Source organism: Pseudomonas sp. HMSC065H01, assembly GCF_001815235.1.
Lineage (GTDB): Bacteria > Pseudomonadota > Gammaproteobacteria > Pseudomonadales > Pseudomonadaceae > Pseudomonas > Pseudomonas aeruginosa.
This window is the reverse complement of the sequence record NZ_KV819854.1, coordinates 58,150-73,084: the sequence shown is the minus strand read 5'-3', so window position 1 is coordinate 73,084 and position 14,935 is coordinate 58,150. Positions and strand designations below refer to the sequence as shown.

Below are 14,935 nucleotides of genomic sequence, written 5' to 3'. Positions count from 1 at the left end.
TCGCTCCCAAACATCCGATCAACTGTCTTTCTCTATCTCGCAGAGCAATGGATGCTGGCTCTCCCGTGCATACTGATTGACCTGCATCGCCTTGGTTTCGGCCACGTCCCGGGTAAACAAGCCGCAGACCGCTTTACCCTGAGTATGTACCGTCAACATGATCTTGGTGGCTTTTTCCCGGTCCATGTTGAAGAACACTTCCAGCACTTCAACAACAAAGTCCATCGGCGTGTAATCGTCGTTGAACAGTACCACCTTATACAACGGTGGCGGCTGTAATACAGGCTTCGACTCCTGTACCGCGAGCCCCGCCCCTTCGTCCTCGTGCTCATGAGGCTCGGGATGGTCCTGATTGAATGTTAGTCGAATCTGGCTAGGTGCATGCATGAGGAAAAAAAGCTTTGCCTTTCTGGAAAGTTATGGACCGACATGATGTTGATCCGTTTCTCAGGCGTATGGTTCAGCGCCTTGACTAACTGCAAAAGGGTGTTACAAACAATGGAATACCCCTACAGGGTATCAGGGGTTCCGCACCCGTCTCGACCCAGGTCGGACGCGGGATCGTAGTGGATGATACTCCAGCGTTGGAGTCCTTTGCAGAGGGATATGAGCATGCTCAGCGGTAAGGTCAAGTGGTTCAACAACGCCAAGGGCTACGGGTTCATCCTGGCCGAGGGCCGAGATGAGGACCTGTTCGCCCATTACTCGGCCATTCAGATGGACGGTTACAAGACACTCAAGGCGGGCCAGCCGGTCAATTTCGAGATCATCCAGGGACCGAAGGGACTGCATGCCATCAACATCAGCCCCGCCACCGCGACAACCGCCGCACCCTCCGCCCCCGCCCCGCAGGAAGAGCCGCAGGCGACGCCCGTCGAAGCCTGACCCCAGCGCGGATGCGGAAATGAAAAAGGCCGGTGCGAACCGGCCTTTTTCTCGTTCGGGCGCTAGCCCTTCCTACATCTTGGCAATCATCGCGTCGCCGAACTCCGAGCAGGACAGCAGGGTCGCGCCGTCCATCAGGCGTTCGAAGTCATAGGTCACGGTCTTGGCGGCGATCGCCCCGTTGGTGCCCTTGATGATCAGGTCGGCCGCCTCGGTCCAACCCATGTGGCGCAGCATCATCTCCGCGGAGAGGATCAGCGAACCCGGGTTGACCTTGTCCTGGCCGGCGTACTTCGGCGCGGTGCCGTGGGTCGCCTCGAACATGGCCACCGAATCGGACAGGTTGGCGCCGGGCGCGATGCCGATGCCGCCGACCTCGGCCGCCAGGGCGTCGGAGAGATAGTCGCCGTTCAGGTTCAGGGTGGCGATCACGTCGTACTCGGCGGGGCGCAGCAGGATCTGCTGCAACATGGCGTCGGCGATCACGTCCTTGACCACGACGTTCTTGCCGGTCTTCGGATTCTTGAACTGCATCCACGGACCGCCGTCCAGCAGCTCGGCGCCGAATTCATCGCGCGCGACTTCGTAGCCCCAATCCTTGAAGGCACCCTCGGTGAACTTCATGATGTTGCCCTTGTGCACCAGGGTCACCGAACTGCGGTCGTTGTCGACGGCGTATTGCAGGGCCTTGCGCACCAGGCGCTTGGTGCCTTCCTGGGAAACCGGCTTGATGCCGATGCCGCAGTTCTCGGTGAAGCGGATCTTCTTGACGCCCATTTCCTCGGTGAGGAACTTGATGACCTTCTCCGCTTCCGGCGAACCGGCCTTCCACTCGACGCCGGCATAGATGTCCTCGGAGTTCTCGCGGAAGATCACCATGTCCACGTCGCCGGGCTTCTTCACCGGGCTGGGCACGCCTTCGAACCAGCGTACCGGGCGCTGGCAGACGTAGAGATCGAGTTGCTGGCGCAGGGCCACGTTCAGGGAGCGGATGCCGCCACCGACCGGGGTGGTCAGCGGGCCCTTGATGGAAACCACGTAGTCGCGTACGGCGTCCAGGGTTTCCTGGGGCAGCCAGGTGTCCTGGTCATAGACCTGGGTGGCCTTCTCGCCGGCGTAGACTTCCATCCAGGCGATCTTGCGCTCGCCCTTGTATGCTTTTTCCACTGCAGCGTCGACAACCTTGATCATGACCGGGCTGATATCGACGCCGATGCCATCACCCTCGATGAACGGGATGATCGGGTTCTTCGGTACGCTCAAGGACATGTCGGCATTCACAGTGATTTTGTCACCGGTCGCCGGCACCTGGATCTTTTGGTATCCCATGCTGAACTCCGTGTTGTGGTTAAAACCCTGTTGCAGCCTTCTAGGGTAGCCCAGTTGTCCGCCCGGAAACCACATCTTCCTTAGTCTAAACAGGCGAGCGCATCAGCCCGGCGAGAGGGTGGTATACTGCGCGCCATGACTTCGCAGTCATCGAGGTCCGAGCAGTCTGGGACCAGACCCTCTCCCCTCGCAGCGTCGGGTTCGCCACCATGAACCCGCCGTACAACGCTCTACTGGCGCCCCTATATCCCGCGGCATATCTCGATTTCGATTCAACCCGATGTTGAGCGAAGGCATCGCGTCCACCAACGCGTATCGAGACTCTGTGCGCGCCCAGCAAAAAAGAGAGTTACCGTAGATGTCCATCCGCTCGAAGATCACCTACACCTTCACCGACGAAGCACCCGCGCTCGCCACCTACTCGCTCCTCCCCATCGTCAAGGCCTTTGCCGCTTCCGCCGGCATCGACGTCGAGACCAGCGACATCTCTCTTGCAGGACGCATCCTGGCCAACTTCGCCGACCGCCTCGAAGCCGACCAGCGTATCGAAGACGACCTCGCCCGCCTGGCGGTCCTGGCCACCTCGCCCGACGCCAATATCATCAAGCTGCCCAACATCAGCGCCTCGGTGCCCCAGCTGAAAGGCGCGATCGCCGAGCTGCAGGGCCTGGGCTACAAGGTTCCCGACTTCCCGGAAGACCCGCAGACCGACGAAGAGAAAGAGGTTCGCGCACGCTACGCGAAGATCCTCGGCAGCGCCGTGAACCCGGTCCTGCGCGAAGGCAATTCCGACCGTCGCGCGCCTGCCGCAGTGAAGGCCTACGCCCGCAAGCACCCGCACTCCATGGGCAAGTGGAGCATGGCCTCGCGCTCCCACGCCGACTACATGCGCGGCGGCGACTTCTTCTCCAGCGAACAGTCCATCACCATGGCCAAGGCCGGTGACGTGCGCATCGAATTCGTCGGCAAGGACGGCAAGGTCGAGGTCAAGAAGCAACTGAGCCTGCAGGAAGGCGAAGTGCTCGACAGCATGTTCATGAGCTGCGGCAAGCTGCGCGACTTCTTCGAGAAGACCCTGCAGGACTGCAAGGAAACCGGCGTCATGTGGTCCCTGCACGTCAAGGCGACCATGATGAAGATTTCCCACCCGATCGTCTTCGGACATGCGGTGAGCGTCTACTACAAGGACGTCTTCGACAAGTGGGGCCAACTCTTCGAAGAGCTCGGCGTGAACCCGAACAACGGTATCTCCAGCGTCTACGACAAGATCAAGTCGCTGCCCGCCTCCCAGCAGGAAGAGATCCTCCACGACATCCACGAGGTGTACAGCCACCGCCCGGAAATGGCGATGGTCGACTCCGTGAAAGGCATCACCAACCTGCACATTCCGAGCGACGTCATCGTCGACGCCTCGATGCCGGCGATGATCCGCAACTCCGGCCAGATGTGGGGCAAGGACGGCAAGCAGAAAGACACCAAGGCGGTAATGCCGGAAAGCACCTACGCCCGCATCTACCAGGAGATGATCAACTTCTGCAAGACCAACGGCGCCTTCGACCCGACCACCATGGGCAGCGTGCCGAACGTCGGCCTGATGGCGCAGAAGGCCGAGGAATACGGCTCCCACGACAAGACCTTCGAAATGACCGCCGACGGCACCATGCGCGTGGTCCTGGCCGACGGCAGCGTGCTGATGCAGCACGACGTGGAGACCGGCGACATCTGGCGCGCCTGCCAGACCAAGGACGCACCGATCCGCGACTGGGTCAAGCTGGCCGTCACCCGCGCACGCCAGTCCGATACCCCGGCGATCTTCTGGCTGGACCCGGAGCGCGCCCACGACCGCGAACTGCGCAAGAAGGTCGAGCTGTACCTCAAGGACCACGACCTGACCGGTCTCGACATCAGCATCATGGGCTACAACGAGGCCATTCGCGTCAGCATGGAACGCCTGATCCGCGGCAAGGACACCATCTCGGTGACCGGCAACGTCCTGCGCGACTACCTGACCGACCTGTTCCCGATCATGGAACTGGGCACCTCGGCCAAGATGCTCTCCATCGTTCCGCTGATGGCGGGCGGCGGCATGTACGAAACCGGCGCCGGCGGCTCGGCACCCAAGCACGTCCAGCAACTGGTGGAAGAGAACTACCTGCGCTGGGACTCCCTGGGCGAGTTCCTGGCCCTGGCCGTGTCCCTGGAGGAAACCGGGATCAAGACCGGCAACGCCAAGGCCAAGCTGCTCGGCAAGGCGCTGGACGAAGCCACCGGCAAGCTGCTGGACAACAACAAGTCGCCGTCGCGCAAGGTCGGCGACATCGACAACCGCGGCAGCCACTTCTACCTGGCGATGTACTGGGCCCAGGCCCTGGCCGCCCAGGACGAAGACGCCGAACTGAAAGCGCACTTCGCACCGCTGGCCAAGGCCCTGACCGAGCAGGAAGCGACCATCGTCGCCGAACTCAATGCGGTCCAGGGCAAGCCGGCCGAGATCGGCGGCTACTATCGCTCCAACCCGGAGCTGACCAGCAAGGTGATGCGCCCCAGCGCCACCTTCAACGCGGCGATCGACAGCCTGGCCTGATAGCGTCACGCTGACGAAGCAGAAACCCCGGGCCTACGCTCGGGGTTTCTTTTTATCGAGGCCTTTTCCGTACCGAGGAGACATCCATGAGCTGGCATCCCCATGTCACCGTAGCGACCATCGTCGAGGACCAGGGCCGCTTCCTGCTGGTCGAGGAACAGGCCGACGGCCGCGAGGTGCTGAACCAGCCCGCCGGGCACCTGGAGCCCGCCGAAAGCCTGCTCGAGGCCGCCCTGCGCGAAACCCTCGAGGAAACCGGCTGGGAGGTCGAGCTGAGCGCCGTCACCGGCATCTACCTGTACACCGCGCCGTCCAACGGTGTCACCTATCAGCGCGTATGCTTCGCCGCCCGCCCCGTGCGCCACCACCCCGAACGCGCCCTCGACGACGGCATCATCGGCCCGCGCTGGCTGACCCGCGACGAACTGGCCGCCCAGCCGCAGCGCTGGCGCAGCCACCTGGTGCTGCGCTGCATCGACGACTACCTGGCCGGCGGCCGCTATCCCCTGGCGCTGATCCGCGACACCCACGTGTCGCCCTCCCTGCCCCAGGCCTGATAGAATCCGCGTTTTACGAATTCGCCCGTGACGCCTGATCGCTATGTCTGAATCCGCCCCCACCCCACGCCGCGAGCGCGTGATCGTCGGCATGTCCGGCGGCGTCGACTCGTCCGTCTCCGCCCTGCTCCTGTTGCAGCAGGGCTATCAGGTCGAAGGCCTGTTCATGAAGAACTGGGACGAGGACGACGGCACCGAATACTGTACCGCCCGCGAGGACCTGGCCGACGCCCAGGCCGTCTGCGACCGGATCGGCATCAAGCTGCACACGGCGAACTTCGCCGCGGAATACTGGGATAACGTGTTCGAGCACTTCCTTGCCGAGTACAAGGCCGGCCGTACGCCGAACCCGGACATCCTCTGCAACCGCGAAATCAAGTTCAAGGCGTTCCTCGACTACGCGCTGATGCTCGGCGCGGACCTGATCGCCACCGGCCACTATGTGCGGCGCCGCGACCGCGACGGGCGCACCGAGCTGCTCAAGGGCCTGGACCCGAACAAGGACCAGAGCTACTTCCTGCACGCGGTGGGCGGCGAGCAGATCGCCCGCAGCCTGTTCCCCGTCGGCGAACTGGAGAAGCCGGAAGTCCGCGCCATCGCCGAGAAGCATGGCCTCGCCACGGCGAAGAAGAAGGACTCCACGGGCATCTGCTTCATTGGCGAGCGACGCTTCACCGATTTCCTCAAGCAGTACCTGCCGGCCCAGCCGGGCGACATCGAGACCACCGAAGGCAAGGTCATCGGTCGCCACAGCGGCCTGATGTACCACACCATCGGTCAGCGCCAGGGCCTCGGCATCGGCGGTCTCAAGGAAGCCGGCGACGATCCCTGGTACGTGCTCGGCAAGGACCTGCAACGCAACGTGCTGCTGGTCGGCCAGGGCAACGACCACCCGCTGCTGTTCTCCCGCGCCCTGCTGGCCTCGCGAATCTACTGGGTCAACCCGGTCGAACTGGAGCGGCCGCGCCGCCTGCGGGCCAAGGTGCGCTACCGGCAGAGCGACCAGGACTGCGTCCTGGAGAAAATCGCCGAAGGCTACCGCGCGGTGTTCGACGAACCGCAGCGCGCAGTGACCCCGGGGCAATCGGTGGTGTTCTACGACGGCGACGCCTGCCTCGGCGGCGGCGTGATCGAAACGGCGGAAGCCTGGGATTTCGGAGGACGCCCGTGAGCGATCCGCGACAGCAACTGATTGCCCTCGGCGCCGTCTTCGAATCCGCAGCCCTGGTCGACAAGCTGGCACGCACCGGACAGATCAGCGAAGCCCCGCTGGGCTGCATGCTCGGCAGCCTGCTGGCGCGCAACCCGGCCAGCACCCTGGACGTCTACGGTGGCGACAGCCTCAACCTGCGCGACGGCTTCAAGGCCCTGGCCAGCGCCCTGGAGCGCAAGCCCGGCAGCCTGCAGCGCGAACCGCTGCGCTACGCCCTGGCGATGCTGACCCTGGAACGGCAACTGGACAAGCGCGGCGATATGCTCGACCTGATCGGCCAGCGCCTCGACCAGGTCGAACAGCAGGTCCAGCACTTCGGCCTGGTCCACGAGAACGTCATCGCCTCGTTCGCCAGCATCTACCAGGACACCCTCAGCACCTTCCGCCAGCGCATCCAGGTACACGGCGACATGCGCCACCTGCAGGTCAGCAGCAACGCCGCGCGGATCCGCGCCCTGCTGCTCGCCGGCATCCGCTCGGCGCGGCTCTGGCGGCAACTGGGCGGCAGCCGCTGGCAGATGGTATTCAGCCGGCGCCGGCTGCTCAACGAACTCTATCCCCTGCTGCGCGGCTAGCCATGGCCATGGCCGGGAGCCAGCCGCAACGGCGCAACAGCCCGACCCAGGGCGCCGCCATGCTGGCTCTTTCGGCGCTGTTCTTCGCCCTGATGGGCGGCCTGATCCGCGAGGCCTCCAGCACCGTCAACAACGAAACCGTGGTGTTCTTCCGCAACCTCGTCGGCGTGCTGTTCTTCCTGCCCCTGGCGCTGACTCGCGGCATCGGCCCGCTGCGCACCCGCCGCCCGCTATCGCACCTGCTGCGCACCACCTACGGCCTGGGCGGCATGTACTGCTACTTCTACGCCCTCGCCCACCTGCCGCTGACCGACGCCATGCTGTTCAGCTATGCCGCGCCGGTGTTCACGCCGCTGATCGCACACCTGTGGATCAAGGAGCCGCTGACCCGCCGCATGATGGTCGCCACCCTGGTCGGCTTCCTCGGCGTGCTGCTGGTGGCCAGGCCCAGCGGCGCGGTAGTGGCGCCGATCGCCCTGGTCGGCATCGCCTCCAGCCTGATGGCTGCCTGCGCCTTCGTCTCGATCCGCGAAATGAGCGACAGCGAGCCAGCCTATCGCATCGTGTTCTACTTCGCCCTGTTCGGCACCCTGTTCTCCGCCGTGCCGCTGGCCTGGGCCTGGCAGCCGCTGAACGGCCAGGAACTGCTCCTGCTGCTCGGCGCCGGACTGTTCGCCAGCCTCGGCCAACTGACCATGTCGCAGGCCTATGCCCTGGCCTCCCCGGGAGTGATCGGACCGATCGCCTACATGGCCATCGTTTTCGCCGGGGTGATCGCCTGGCTGCGCTGGGACGAACTGCCCAGCCACACGTCGCTGCTCGGCGCCGCCCTGATCTTCGCCGCCAGCCTGATCCCCCTGCTGGGCAACCGCCCCGCCGAAAGGCCCCGCTGAATGCCCCACCGGGGCGCACCTTTCATGTATGATATGCGCCCCTTTTTCGTTGACTTCCAGCCACGAGAACGTCTCATGCAGCTTTCCTCGCTCACCGCGGTATCCCCCGTCGATGGCCGCTATGCCGGCAAAACCAGCAGCCTGCGTCCGATCTTCAGCGAATACGGCCTGATCCGTTTCCGCGTCATGGTGGAAGTCCGCTGGCTGCAGCGCCTCGCCGCCCACGCCGGGATTCCCGAGGTCGCGCCGTTCTCCGCCGAAGCCAACGCCCTGCTCGACAGCCTGGCCAGCGACTTCCAGCTGGAACACGCCGAACGCATCAAGGAAATCGAGCGCACCACCAACCACGACGTGAAAGCCGTGGAGTACCTGCTCAAGGAACAGGCCGCCAAGCTTCCGGAGCTGGCCGCGGTCAGCGAGTTCATCCACTTCGCCTGCACCTCCGAGGACATCAACAACCTGTCCCACGCCCTGATGCTCCGCGAGGGTCGCGACAGCGTGCTGCTGCCGCTGATGCGCCAGATCGCCGAGGCCATCCGCGAACTGGCGGTGAAACTCGCCGACGTGCCGATGCTGTCCCGCACCCACGGCCAGCCTGCCTCGCCGACCACCCTGGGCAAGGAACTGGCCAACGTCGTCTACCGCCTGGAGCGGCAGATCAAGCAGGTCGCCGACATCGAGTTGCTGGGCAAGATCAACGGTGCCGTGGGCAACTACAACGCCCACCTGTCCGCCTATCCCGAAGTCGACTGGGAAGCCAACGCGCGCCAGTTCATCGAAGGCGACCTCGGCCTGACCTTCAACCCCTACACCACTCAGATCGAGCCGCACGACTACATCGCCGAGCTGTTCGATGCGATCGCCCGCTTCAACACCATCCTCATCGACTTCGACCGCGACGTCTGGGGCTACATCTCCCTCGGCTATTTCAAGCAGAAGACCGTGGCCGGCGAGATCGGCTCCTCGACCATGCCGCACAAGGTCAACCCGATCGACTTCGAGAACTCCGAGGGCAACCTCGGCATCGCCAACGCGCTGTTCCAGCACCTGGCCAGCAAGCTGCCGATCTCGCGCTGGCAGCGCGACCTGACCGACTCCACCGTGCTGCGCAACCTCGGCGTCGGCATCGCCCACAGCGTCATCGCCTACGAGGCCAGCCTGAAGGGCATCGGCAAGCTGGAGCTGAACGCCCAGCGCATCGCCGAGGACCTGGACGCCTGCTGGGAAGTCCTTGCCGAGCCGGTGCAGACCGTGATGCGTCGCTATGGCGTGGAAAACCCCTACGAGAAGCTGAAGGAACTGACCCGCGGCAAAGGCATCAGCGCCGAAGCCTTGCAGACTTTCATCGAAGAGCTGGCGATTCCCGCCGAGGCCAAGGTCGAGCTGAAGAAGCTGACCCCGGCCGGCTACGTCGGCAATGCCGCCGCCCAGGCCAGGCGCATCTGAGCACCCAACCCTTTTGCACGCCCGGCTGCGCCGGGCGTTTTTGTTTCAAGGACTTAACCATGAATGCTGATACTCCCCTGCAACTTCTGGGCGGACTGACCGCTGCCGAATTCCTCCGCGACTACTGGCAGCGCAAACCGCTGCTGGTCCGCCAGGCGATCCCGGACTTCGAAAGCCCGCTGTCCGCCGACGAGCTGGCCGGGTTGTCGCTGGAGGAGTCGGTGGAATCGCGCATCGTCCTCGAACACGGGAAAACCCCGTGGGAAATGCGCCGTGGCCCGTTCCAGGAGGAGGACTACCAGCACCTGCCGGAACAGGACTGGACCCTGCTGGTGCAGGCGGTCGACCAGTTCGTCCCGGAAGTCGCCCAACTGCTGGAGCAATTCCGCTTCCTGCCCAGCTGGCGGATCGACGACGTAATGATCAGCTACGCCGCTCCCGGCGGCGGCGTCGGTCCGCACTTCGACAACTACGACGTATTCCTGCTTCAGGGCCACGGACGCCGGCGCTGGAAAGTCGGACAGATGTGCAGCAGCGACAGCCCGCTGCGCGAGCACGCCGACCTGCGCATCCTCGCCGGCTTCGAACAGAGCGACGAGTGGGTCCTGGAGCCCGGCGACATGCTCTACCTGCCCCCGCGCCTCGCCCACTACGGCATCGCCGAAGACGAGTGCATGACCTACTCGATCGGCTTCCGCGCGCCCAGCGCCGCCGAAGTGCTGACCCATTTCACCGACTTCCTCGGCCAGTTCCTCTCCGACGAGGAGCGCTACACCGATGCCGGCCTGCAACCGGTAGGCGACGATCCGCACCAGATCCAGCGCGACGCTCTGGAGCGCCTGCAGGGCCTGATCCAGGAGCACATGAGCGACGAGCGCCTGCTGCTGACTTGGTTCGGCCAGTTCATGACCGAGCCGCGCTATCCCGAACTGGTTGCCGGCGAGGAGATCCCCGAGGAGGAGCTGTTCGGCGCCCTCGAGGATGGCGCGCTGCTGGTGCGCAACCCCAGCGCCCGCCTGGCCTGGAGCGAGATCGACATCGGCCTGGTGCTGTTCGCCAGCGGCCAGAGCGTACTCCTGCCCGGGCAGCTCAAGGAACTGCTGAAGCTGGTCTGCTCGGCCGATGCGTTGCATCTGGAAAACCTCGGCCAATGGCTGGCCGATGACGATGCGCGTAAGCTGTTGGCGGAGTTGGTCAAACAGGGCAGTTTGGAGTTTGCAGATGAATAAGATCCGCGTACGCGTAGCCGACTGGCAGAAGGACAATGCCGAGCTGCGCCGCATCCGCGAAGCGGTCTTCATTGCCGAACAGTCGGTTCCGCCGGAACTGGAGTGGGACGCCGAAGACGACGAAGCCGTGCATTTTCTCGCCTATGAAGGCGAATACGCGATCGGCACCGCGCGCCTGCTGGGCGACGGGCACATCGGCAGGGTCTCGGTACTCAAGGACTGGCGCGGCCTGAAGGTCGGCGACGCGCTGATGCGCGCGGCCATCGAGGAAGCCGAGCGACGCGGCCTGAAGCGCCAACTGCTGACCGCGCAGGTCTATGCCATACCCTTCTACGAGCGACTGGGCTTCAAGGTCGACAGCGGCGAGTTCCTCGACGCCGGCCTGCCCCATGTCGACATGGTTCGCGACAGCGACTGAGGCCCGATGAGCGACGCCCCGGAGACCTCGCCGGCCGACCTGCCGGCCATCGAATTCAGCTCTCCGGGGTGCTTTGCGGTACGCAACCCGGCCAGCGCCGCGCTGCCTGCGGAACGCTGGGAACCAGCGCCATTCCGCCTCGGCGAACATGAGCCGCTGGAGCGCTTCGAGCATCCGCAGGAAGCCCGCGCCCATGCCCTGGCCCTCCTGCAGCAGGCCCGCCGCTCGCTCTGCCTGCACAGTCCCGACCTGGAAAGCTGGCTCTATCACCACAGCAGCATCCAGGAAGCCTGCACCCGTTTTCTCCTGGCCAATCCACGCAATCGCCTGCGTATCCTCGTTGGCGACAGCGCCCAGGCCGTGCGCAACGGCCACCGCCTGATCAACCTTTCGCGCCGCCTGTCGAGCAACTGCCTGATCCGCCGCCTCAACCCGGACTACCCTAAAGAGGACGACGCCTTCCTCCTGGCCGACGACCAGGGCCTGCTGCTGCGCCCGAAACCGGCGCAACCGGCGGGCTATGCCTGCTACCGTGCCGCCGGGCGGGTGCGTCAACTCCAGGCCCGCTTCGAGCAGGCCTGGGACACCAGTCTTTCCGACCCGGACCTGCGGAGCTTCCTCCTGTGACCCTGTTGCGCACCACCCTGCTCTCCTCGCTGTTGGCGACAGTCGTTCTCGGCGCCTCGGCCGCCCCGCGCACCGAAGTGATCCCGCTCAACTACCGCACCGCCGACGACGTGATGGCGGTGGCCCAGTCGGTCATCGGCAGCGAAGGCAAGGTCACCGCCTATGGCAACCAGTTGATCGTCAATGCCGAGCCGGCGAAGATCCGCGAGTTGCAATCGGTCCTGCAGCAGATCGACTCGCGCCCGCATCGCCTGCTGATCACCGTGGATACCAGCGAGAACCTGCAACAGGACAGCCGCGGCTATTCGGTGGATGGTTCGGCCAGCGCCGGCAACATCGAGATCCAGAGCGGCCGCGGCGAGGTCAACGGCAAGGATCGAGTCCGCATCATCCGTCGCTCCACCGACAGCCGTTCCGGCGGCAGCCAGCAGGTCCAGGCCACCGAGGGCTACCCGGCGCTGATCCAGGTCGGCCAGAGCGTCCCCATCACCAGCACCGCCACCGGTCCCTACGGGCAGATCTACAGCCAGACCGAATACCGCAACGTCAACCGCGGCTTCTACGTCACCGCGACGCTGACCGGCAACCTGGTGCACGTCACCATCAGTTCCAGCAATAACCGCCTCAGCCAGAGCCATCCCGGCGTCATCGATACCCAGAGCACCGACACCCGGGTCAGCGGCAAGCTCGGCGAGTGGATCACCCTGGGCGGCGTCAGCGAACAGAACCAGGCCGACCAGCACGGCTTCGTGCGTCGCTACTCGACCCAGGGACGCGACGACACCAGCCTGCGCCTGAAAGTCGAAACCCTCGACTGACCGACGGCGCTCTTTCCAGCGCGAATTGCCTCCCGCTCCGGCAAAGCCGCGGGGCGCGGGCTTTTGCGGGCATTTTCGATGCAAACGGAAACATCTCGACCAGACAAGACCATCCGGTCACTCTTAGACCTTCGTGTAGTAGTCTTGAAAAAACACTACAAAACGTTTGACGACGGATTTTTTCCAGAGCATGATGGCCCCGCTCCCGCTAATCAGGGGCTCTGAAACGACGAGCTCCCGGTGCCTGCGCCGATACGCCCTCGGCCTCCACCGTGTTGATCTGCCCACAAGGCGGCTTGACGAGATTGCGACTGGAACGAAGTTGTCCTGAGGGACGGGGAAGCGTTTACGTATCAGCCAGATCGAAAGACTCGACAGCGAGTCGCCCACCGGCAACCACGAGCCGAACGGCACTTGATCCAGTCGAGAAGCACGGTCCGCGAACTGTTCGTCTCCACCCCCTCCTCGGCGTCATTCTTCGCCACGGTCATTCTCTCGCCATGCAGCGGTGAGCCACCCGCAAGACAACCTTCACCAGCAGGTTTTGAGTGGGTCAGTCGGTGCTCAACCAATACATTTCTTGAAGGATTGACCATGTCCGCATATCAGAACGAGATCAAGGCAGTTGCCGCGCTGAAAGAGAAGAACGGCAGCAGCTGGAGCGCGATCAACCCCGAGTACGCAGCTCGCATGCGTATCCAGAACCGCTTCAAGACCGGCCTGGATATCGCCAAGTACACCGCGGCCATCATGCGCAAGGACATGGCCGAATACGATGCGGACTCCTCCGTCTACACCCAGTCGCTGGGTTGCTGGCACGGCTTCATCGGGCAGCAGAAGCTGATCTCGATCAAGAAGCACCTGAAGACCACCAACAAGCGCTACCTCTACCTGTCCGGTTGGATGGTCGCCGCGCTGCGCTCCGACTTCGGCCCGCTGCCGGACCAGTCCATGCACGAGAAAACCGCGGTTTCCGGCCTGATCGAAGAGCTGTACACCTTCCTGCGCCAGGCTGACGCCCGCGAGCTGGACCTGCTGTTCACCGGCCTGGACGCTGCCCGCGCCGCTGGCGACAAGGCCAAGGAAGCCGAGCTGCTGGCCCAGATCGACAACTTCGAAACCCACGTGGTGCCGATCATCGCCGACATCGACGCCGGCTTCGGCAACGCCGAGGCGACCTACCTGCTGGCCAAGAAGATGATCGAAGCCGGCGCCTGCTGCATCCAGATCGAGAACCAGGTGTCCGACGAGAAGCAGTGCGGCCACCAGGACGGCAAGGTCACCGTTCCGCACATCGACTTCCTCGCCAAGATCAATGCCGTACGCTACGCCTTCCTCGAGCTGGGCGTGGACGATGGCGTGATCGTCGCCCGTACCGACTCCCTGGGCGCCGGCCTGACCAAGCAGATCGCCGTGACCAACGAGCCGGGCGACCTGGGCGACCTGTACAACTCCTTCCTGGATTGCGAAGAAATCTCCGAGGCCGAGCTGGGCAACGGCGACGTCGTGATCAAGCGCGAAGGCAAGCTGCTGCGTCCGAAGCGCCTGGCTTCCAACCTGTTCCAGTTCCGCAAGGGCACCGGCGAAGATCGCTGCGTCCTGGACTGCATCACCTCGCTGCAGAACGGCGCCGACCTGCTCTGGATCGAAACCGAGAAGCCGCACGTCGGCCAGATCAAGGCAATGGTCGATCGCATCCGCGAAGTGATTCCGAACGCCAAGCTGGTCTACAACAACAGCCCGTCCTTCAACTGGACCCTGAACTTCCGCCAGCAGGTGTTCGATGCGTTCGTCGCCGAAGGCAAGGACGTTTCCGCCTACGACCGCAACAAGCTGATGAGCGTCGAGTACGACGACACCGAGCTGGCCAAGGTCGCCGACGAGAAGATCCGCACCTTCCAGCGCGATGGCTCGGCCCACGCCGGCATCTTCCACCACCTGATCACCCTGCCGACCTACCACACCGCCGCGCTGTCCACCGACAACCTGGCCAAGGGCTACTTCGCCGACGAAGGCATGCTGGCCTACGTGAAGGGCGTGCAGCGCCAGGAACTGCGCCAGGGCATCGCCTGCGTCAAGCACCAGAACATGGCGGGCTCCGACATCGGCGACAACCATAAAGAGTACTTCGCTGGCGAAGCCGCTCTGAAGGCCAGCGGCAAAGACAACACCATGAACCAGTTCCACTAAGGAACAGGGGCCAGCCGGGCAGCCACGATCTGCCCGGCCCGCCTCGCGAAAACCCCGGCTCCGGCCGGGGTTTTTCATTTCCGGATCATGGCAAAAGGCCTCGAGTGCCTGTCATCGTCCCGTCGCTTTCAGCGGTTAGCGTCAATGCTCCGTCGATCAGCCCACAAGGAG

The 14,935-nt window shown here is 64.1% G+C and carries 14 protein-coding genes; 12 read left to right on the top strand and 2 right to left on the bottom strand.

From position 1 onward, the window contains the following. Positions 1–18: 18 nt before the first annotated feature. Positions 19–387 carry an ATP-dependent Clp protease adapter ClpS gene (gene clpS / locus HMPREF3014_RS05400; RefSeq protein ID WP_003097649.1) on the bottom strand — a complete coding sequence of 123 codons (369 nt, stop codon included), beginning with the start codon at positions 385–387 and terminating at the stop codon, positions 19–21. A 225-nt stretch (positions 388–612) separates the two neighbouring features. Between clpS and cspD the strand changes: the two genes are divergently transcribed. Continuing rightward, entirely contained in the window at positions 613–885 is a 273-nt protein-coding gene (gene cspD, locus HMPREF3014_RS05395; RefSeq protein ID WP_023087246.1) for a cold shock domain-containing protein CspD, read from the top strand. A gap of 72 nt (positions 886–957) precedes the next feature. Here the strand turns inward: cspD and icd are convergent, their stop codons facing one another. Further along, positions 958–2,214, bottom strand: coding sequence for an NADP-dependent isocitrate dehydrogenase (gene icd, locus HMPREF3014_RS05390; RefSeq protein ID WP_003090436.1), 1,257 nt, complete (start codon positions 2,212–2,214; stop codon positions 958–960). Between the two features lie 358 nt (positions 2,215–2,572). Here icd and HMPREF3014_RS05385 point away from each other — a divergent pair, with 358 nt between their 5' ends. The 11 genes from HMPREF3014_RS05385 to HMPREF3014_RS05335 all read left to right on the top strand — a co-directional run bounded on the left by HMPREF3014_RS05385 (position 2,573) and on the right by HMPREF3014_RS05335 (position 14,764). After that, positions 2,573–4,798 (top strand): NADP-dependent isocitrate dehydrogenase, encoded by a 2,226-nt coding sequence (locus HMPREF3014_RS05385; RefSeq protein WP_003116719.1) that lies wholly within the window; start codon positions 2,573–2,575, stop codon positions 4,796–4,798. 86 nt (positions 4,799–4,884) lie between these two features. Next, positions 4,885–5,355, top strand: a complete 471-nt coding sequence (locus HMPREF3014_RS05380; protein ID WP_003097654.1) for an NUDIX hydrolase — start codon at positions 4,885–4,887, stop codon at positions 5,353–5,355. Positions 5,356–5,398: 43 nt separating this feature from the next. After that, positions 5,399–6,526 (top strand): tRNA 2-thiouridine(34) synthase MnmA, encoded by a 1,128-nt coding sequence (gene mnmA, locus HMPREF3014_RS05375; protein WP_020750350.1) that lies wholly within the window; start codon positions 5,399–5,401, stop codon positions 6,524–6,526. After that, entirely contained in the window at positions 6,523–7,143 is a 621-nt protein-coding gene (hflD, locus tag HMPREF3014_RS05370) for a high frequency lysogenization protein HflD (RefSeq protein WP_003090440.1), read from the top strand. The genes mnmA and hflD overlap by 4 nt, the downstream gene beginning before the upstream one ends. Before the next feature lie 2 nt (positions 7,144–7,145). Continuing rightward, positions 7,146–8,036, top strand: coding sequence for a DMT family transporter (locus tag HMPREF3014_RS05365; protein ID WP_003097658.1), 891 nt, complete (start codon positions 7,146–7,148; stop codon positions 8,034–8,036). A 75-nt stretch (positions 8,037–8,111) separates the two neighbouring features. Beyond that, a complete protein-coding gene (gene purB / locus HMPREF3014_RS05360; protein ID WP_023087245.1) occupies positions 8,112–9,482 on the top strand; it encodes an adenylosuccinate lyase in 1,371 nt (456 codons plus the stop codon). A gap of 59 nt (positions 9,483–9,541) precedes the next feature. Then, positions 9,542–10,711, top strand: coding sequence for a ribosomal protein uL16 3-hydroxylase (locus HMPREF3014_RS05355; RefSeq protein ID WP_023087244.1), 1,170 nt, complete (start codon positions 9,542–9,544; stop codon positions 10,709–10,711). Beyond that, positions 10,704–11,129 (top strand): GNAT family N-acetyltransferase, encoded by a 426-nt coding sequence (locus HMPREF3014_RS05350; protein ID WP_003090444.1) that lies wholly within the window; start codon positions 10,704–10,706, stop codon positions 11,127–11,129. Before HMPREF3014_RS05355 ends, HMPREF3014_RS05350 begins: the two co-directional genes overlap by 8 nt. Positions 11,130–11,135: 6 nt before the next feature. Continuing rightward, positions 11,136–11,756 carry a DUF7931 domain-containing protein gene (locus HMPREF3014_RS05345; RefSeq protein WP_003097664.1) on the top strand — a complete coding sequence of 207 codons (621 nt, stop codon included), beginning with the start codon at positions 11,136–11,138 and terminating at the stop codon, positions 11,754–11,756. After that, positions 11,753–12,574: a secretin N-terminal domain-containing protein gene (locus tag HMPREF3014_RS05340; RefSeq protein ID WP_023087243.1), complete on the top strand. Its 822-nt coding sequence runs from the start codon at positions 11,753–11,755 to the stop codon at positions 12,572–12,574. Before HMPREF3014_RS05345 ends, HMPREF3014_RS05340 begins: the two co-directional genes overlap by 4 nt. A 594-nt stretch (positions 12,575–13,168) precedes the next feature. Further along, on the top strand, positions 13,169–14,764 hold the full coding sequence (locus HMPREF3014_RS05335) for an isocitrate lyase (protein ID WP_003090447.1): 1,596 nt from the start codon (positions 13,169–13,171) through the stop codon (positions 14,762–14,764). Positions 14,765–14,935 lie beyond the last annotated feature (171 nt).

Excerpts from the sequence above, each read along its gene's own strand:
- HMPREF3014_RS05350 (WP_003090444.1), top strand. The coding sequence starts at position 10,704 with ATGAATAAGATCCGCGTACGCGTAGCCGACTGGCAGAAGGACAATGCC.
- mnmA (WP_020750350.1), top strand. The coding sequence starts at position 5,399 with ATGTCTGAATCCGCCCCCACCCCACGCCGCGAGCGCGTGATCGTCGGC.
- icd (WP_003090436.1), bottom strand. The coding sequence starts at position 2,214 with ATGGGATACCAAAAGATCCAGGTGCCGGCGACCGGTGACAAAATCACT.
- HMPREF3014_RS05365 (WP_003097658.1), top strand. The coding sequence starts at position 7,146 with ATGGCCATGGCCGGGAGCCAGCCGCAACGGCGCAACAGCCCGACCCAG.
- clpS (WP_003097649.1), bottom strand. The coding sequence starts at position 387 with ATGCATGCACCTAGCCAGATTCGACTAACATTCAATCAGGACCATCCC.
- purB (WP_023087245.1), top strand. The coding sequence starts at position 8,112 with ATGCAGCTTTCCTCGCTCACCGCGGTATCCCCCGTCGATGGCCGCTAT.
- HMPREF3014_RS05345 (WP_003097664.1), top strand. The coding sequence starts at position 11,136 with ATGAGCGACGCCCCGGAGACCTCGCCGGCCGACCTGCCGGCCATCGAA.
- cspD (WP_023087246.1), top strand. The coding sequence starts at position 613 with ATGCTCAGCGGTAAGGTCAAGTGGTTCAACAACGCCAAGGGCTACGGG.
- HMPREF3014_RS05355 (WP_023087244.1), top strand. The coding sequence starts at position 9,542 with ATGAATGCTGATACTCCCCTGCAACTTCTGGGCGGACTGACCGCTGCC.
- HMPREF3014_RS05335 (WP_003090447.1), top strand. The coding sequence starts at position 13,169 with ATGTCCGCATATCAGAACGAGATCAAGGCAGTTGCCGCGCTGAAAGAG.
- HMPREF3014_RS05385 (WP_003116719.1), top strand. The coding sequence starts at position 2,573 with ATGTCCATCCGCTCGAAGATCACCTACACCTTCACCGACGAAGCACCC.
- HMPREF3014_RS05380 (WP_003097654.1), top strand. The coding sequence starts at position 4,885 with ATGAGCTGGCATCCCCATGTCACCGTAGCGACCATCGTCGAGGACCAG.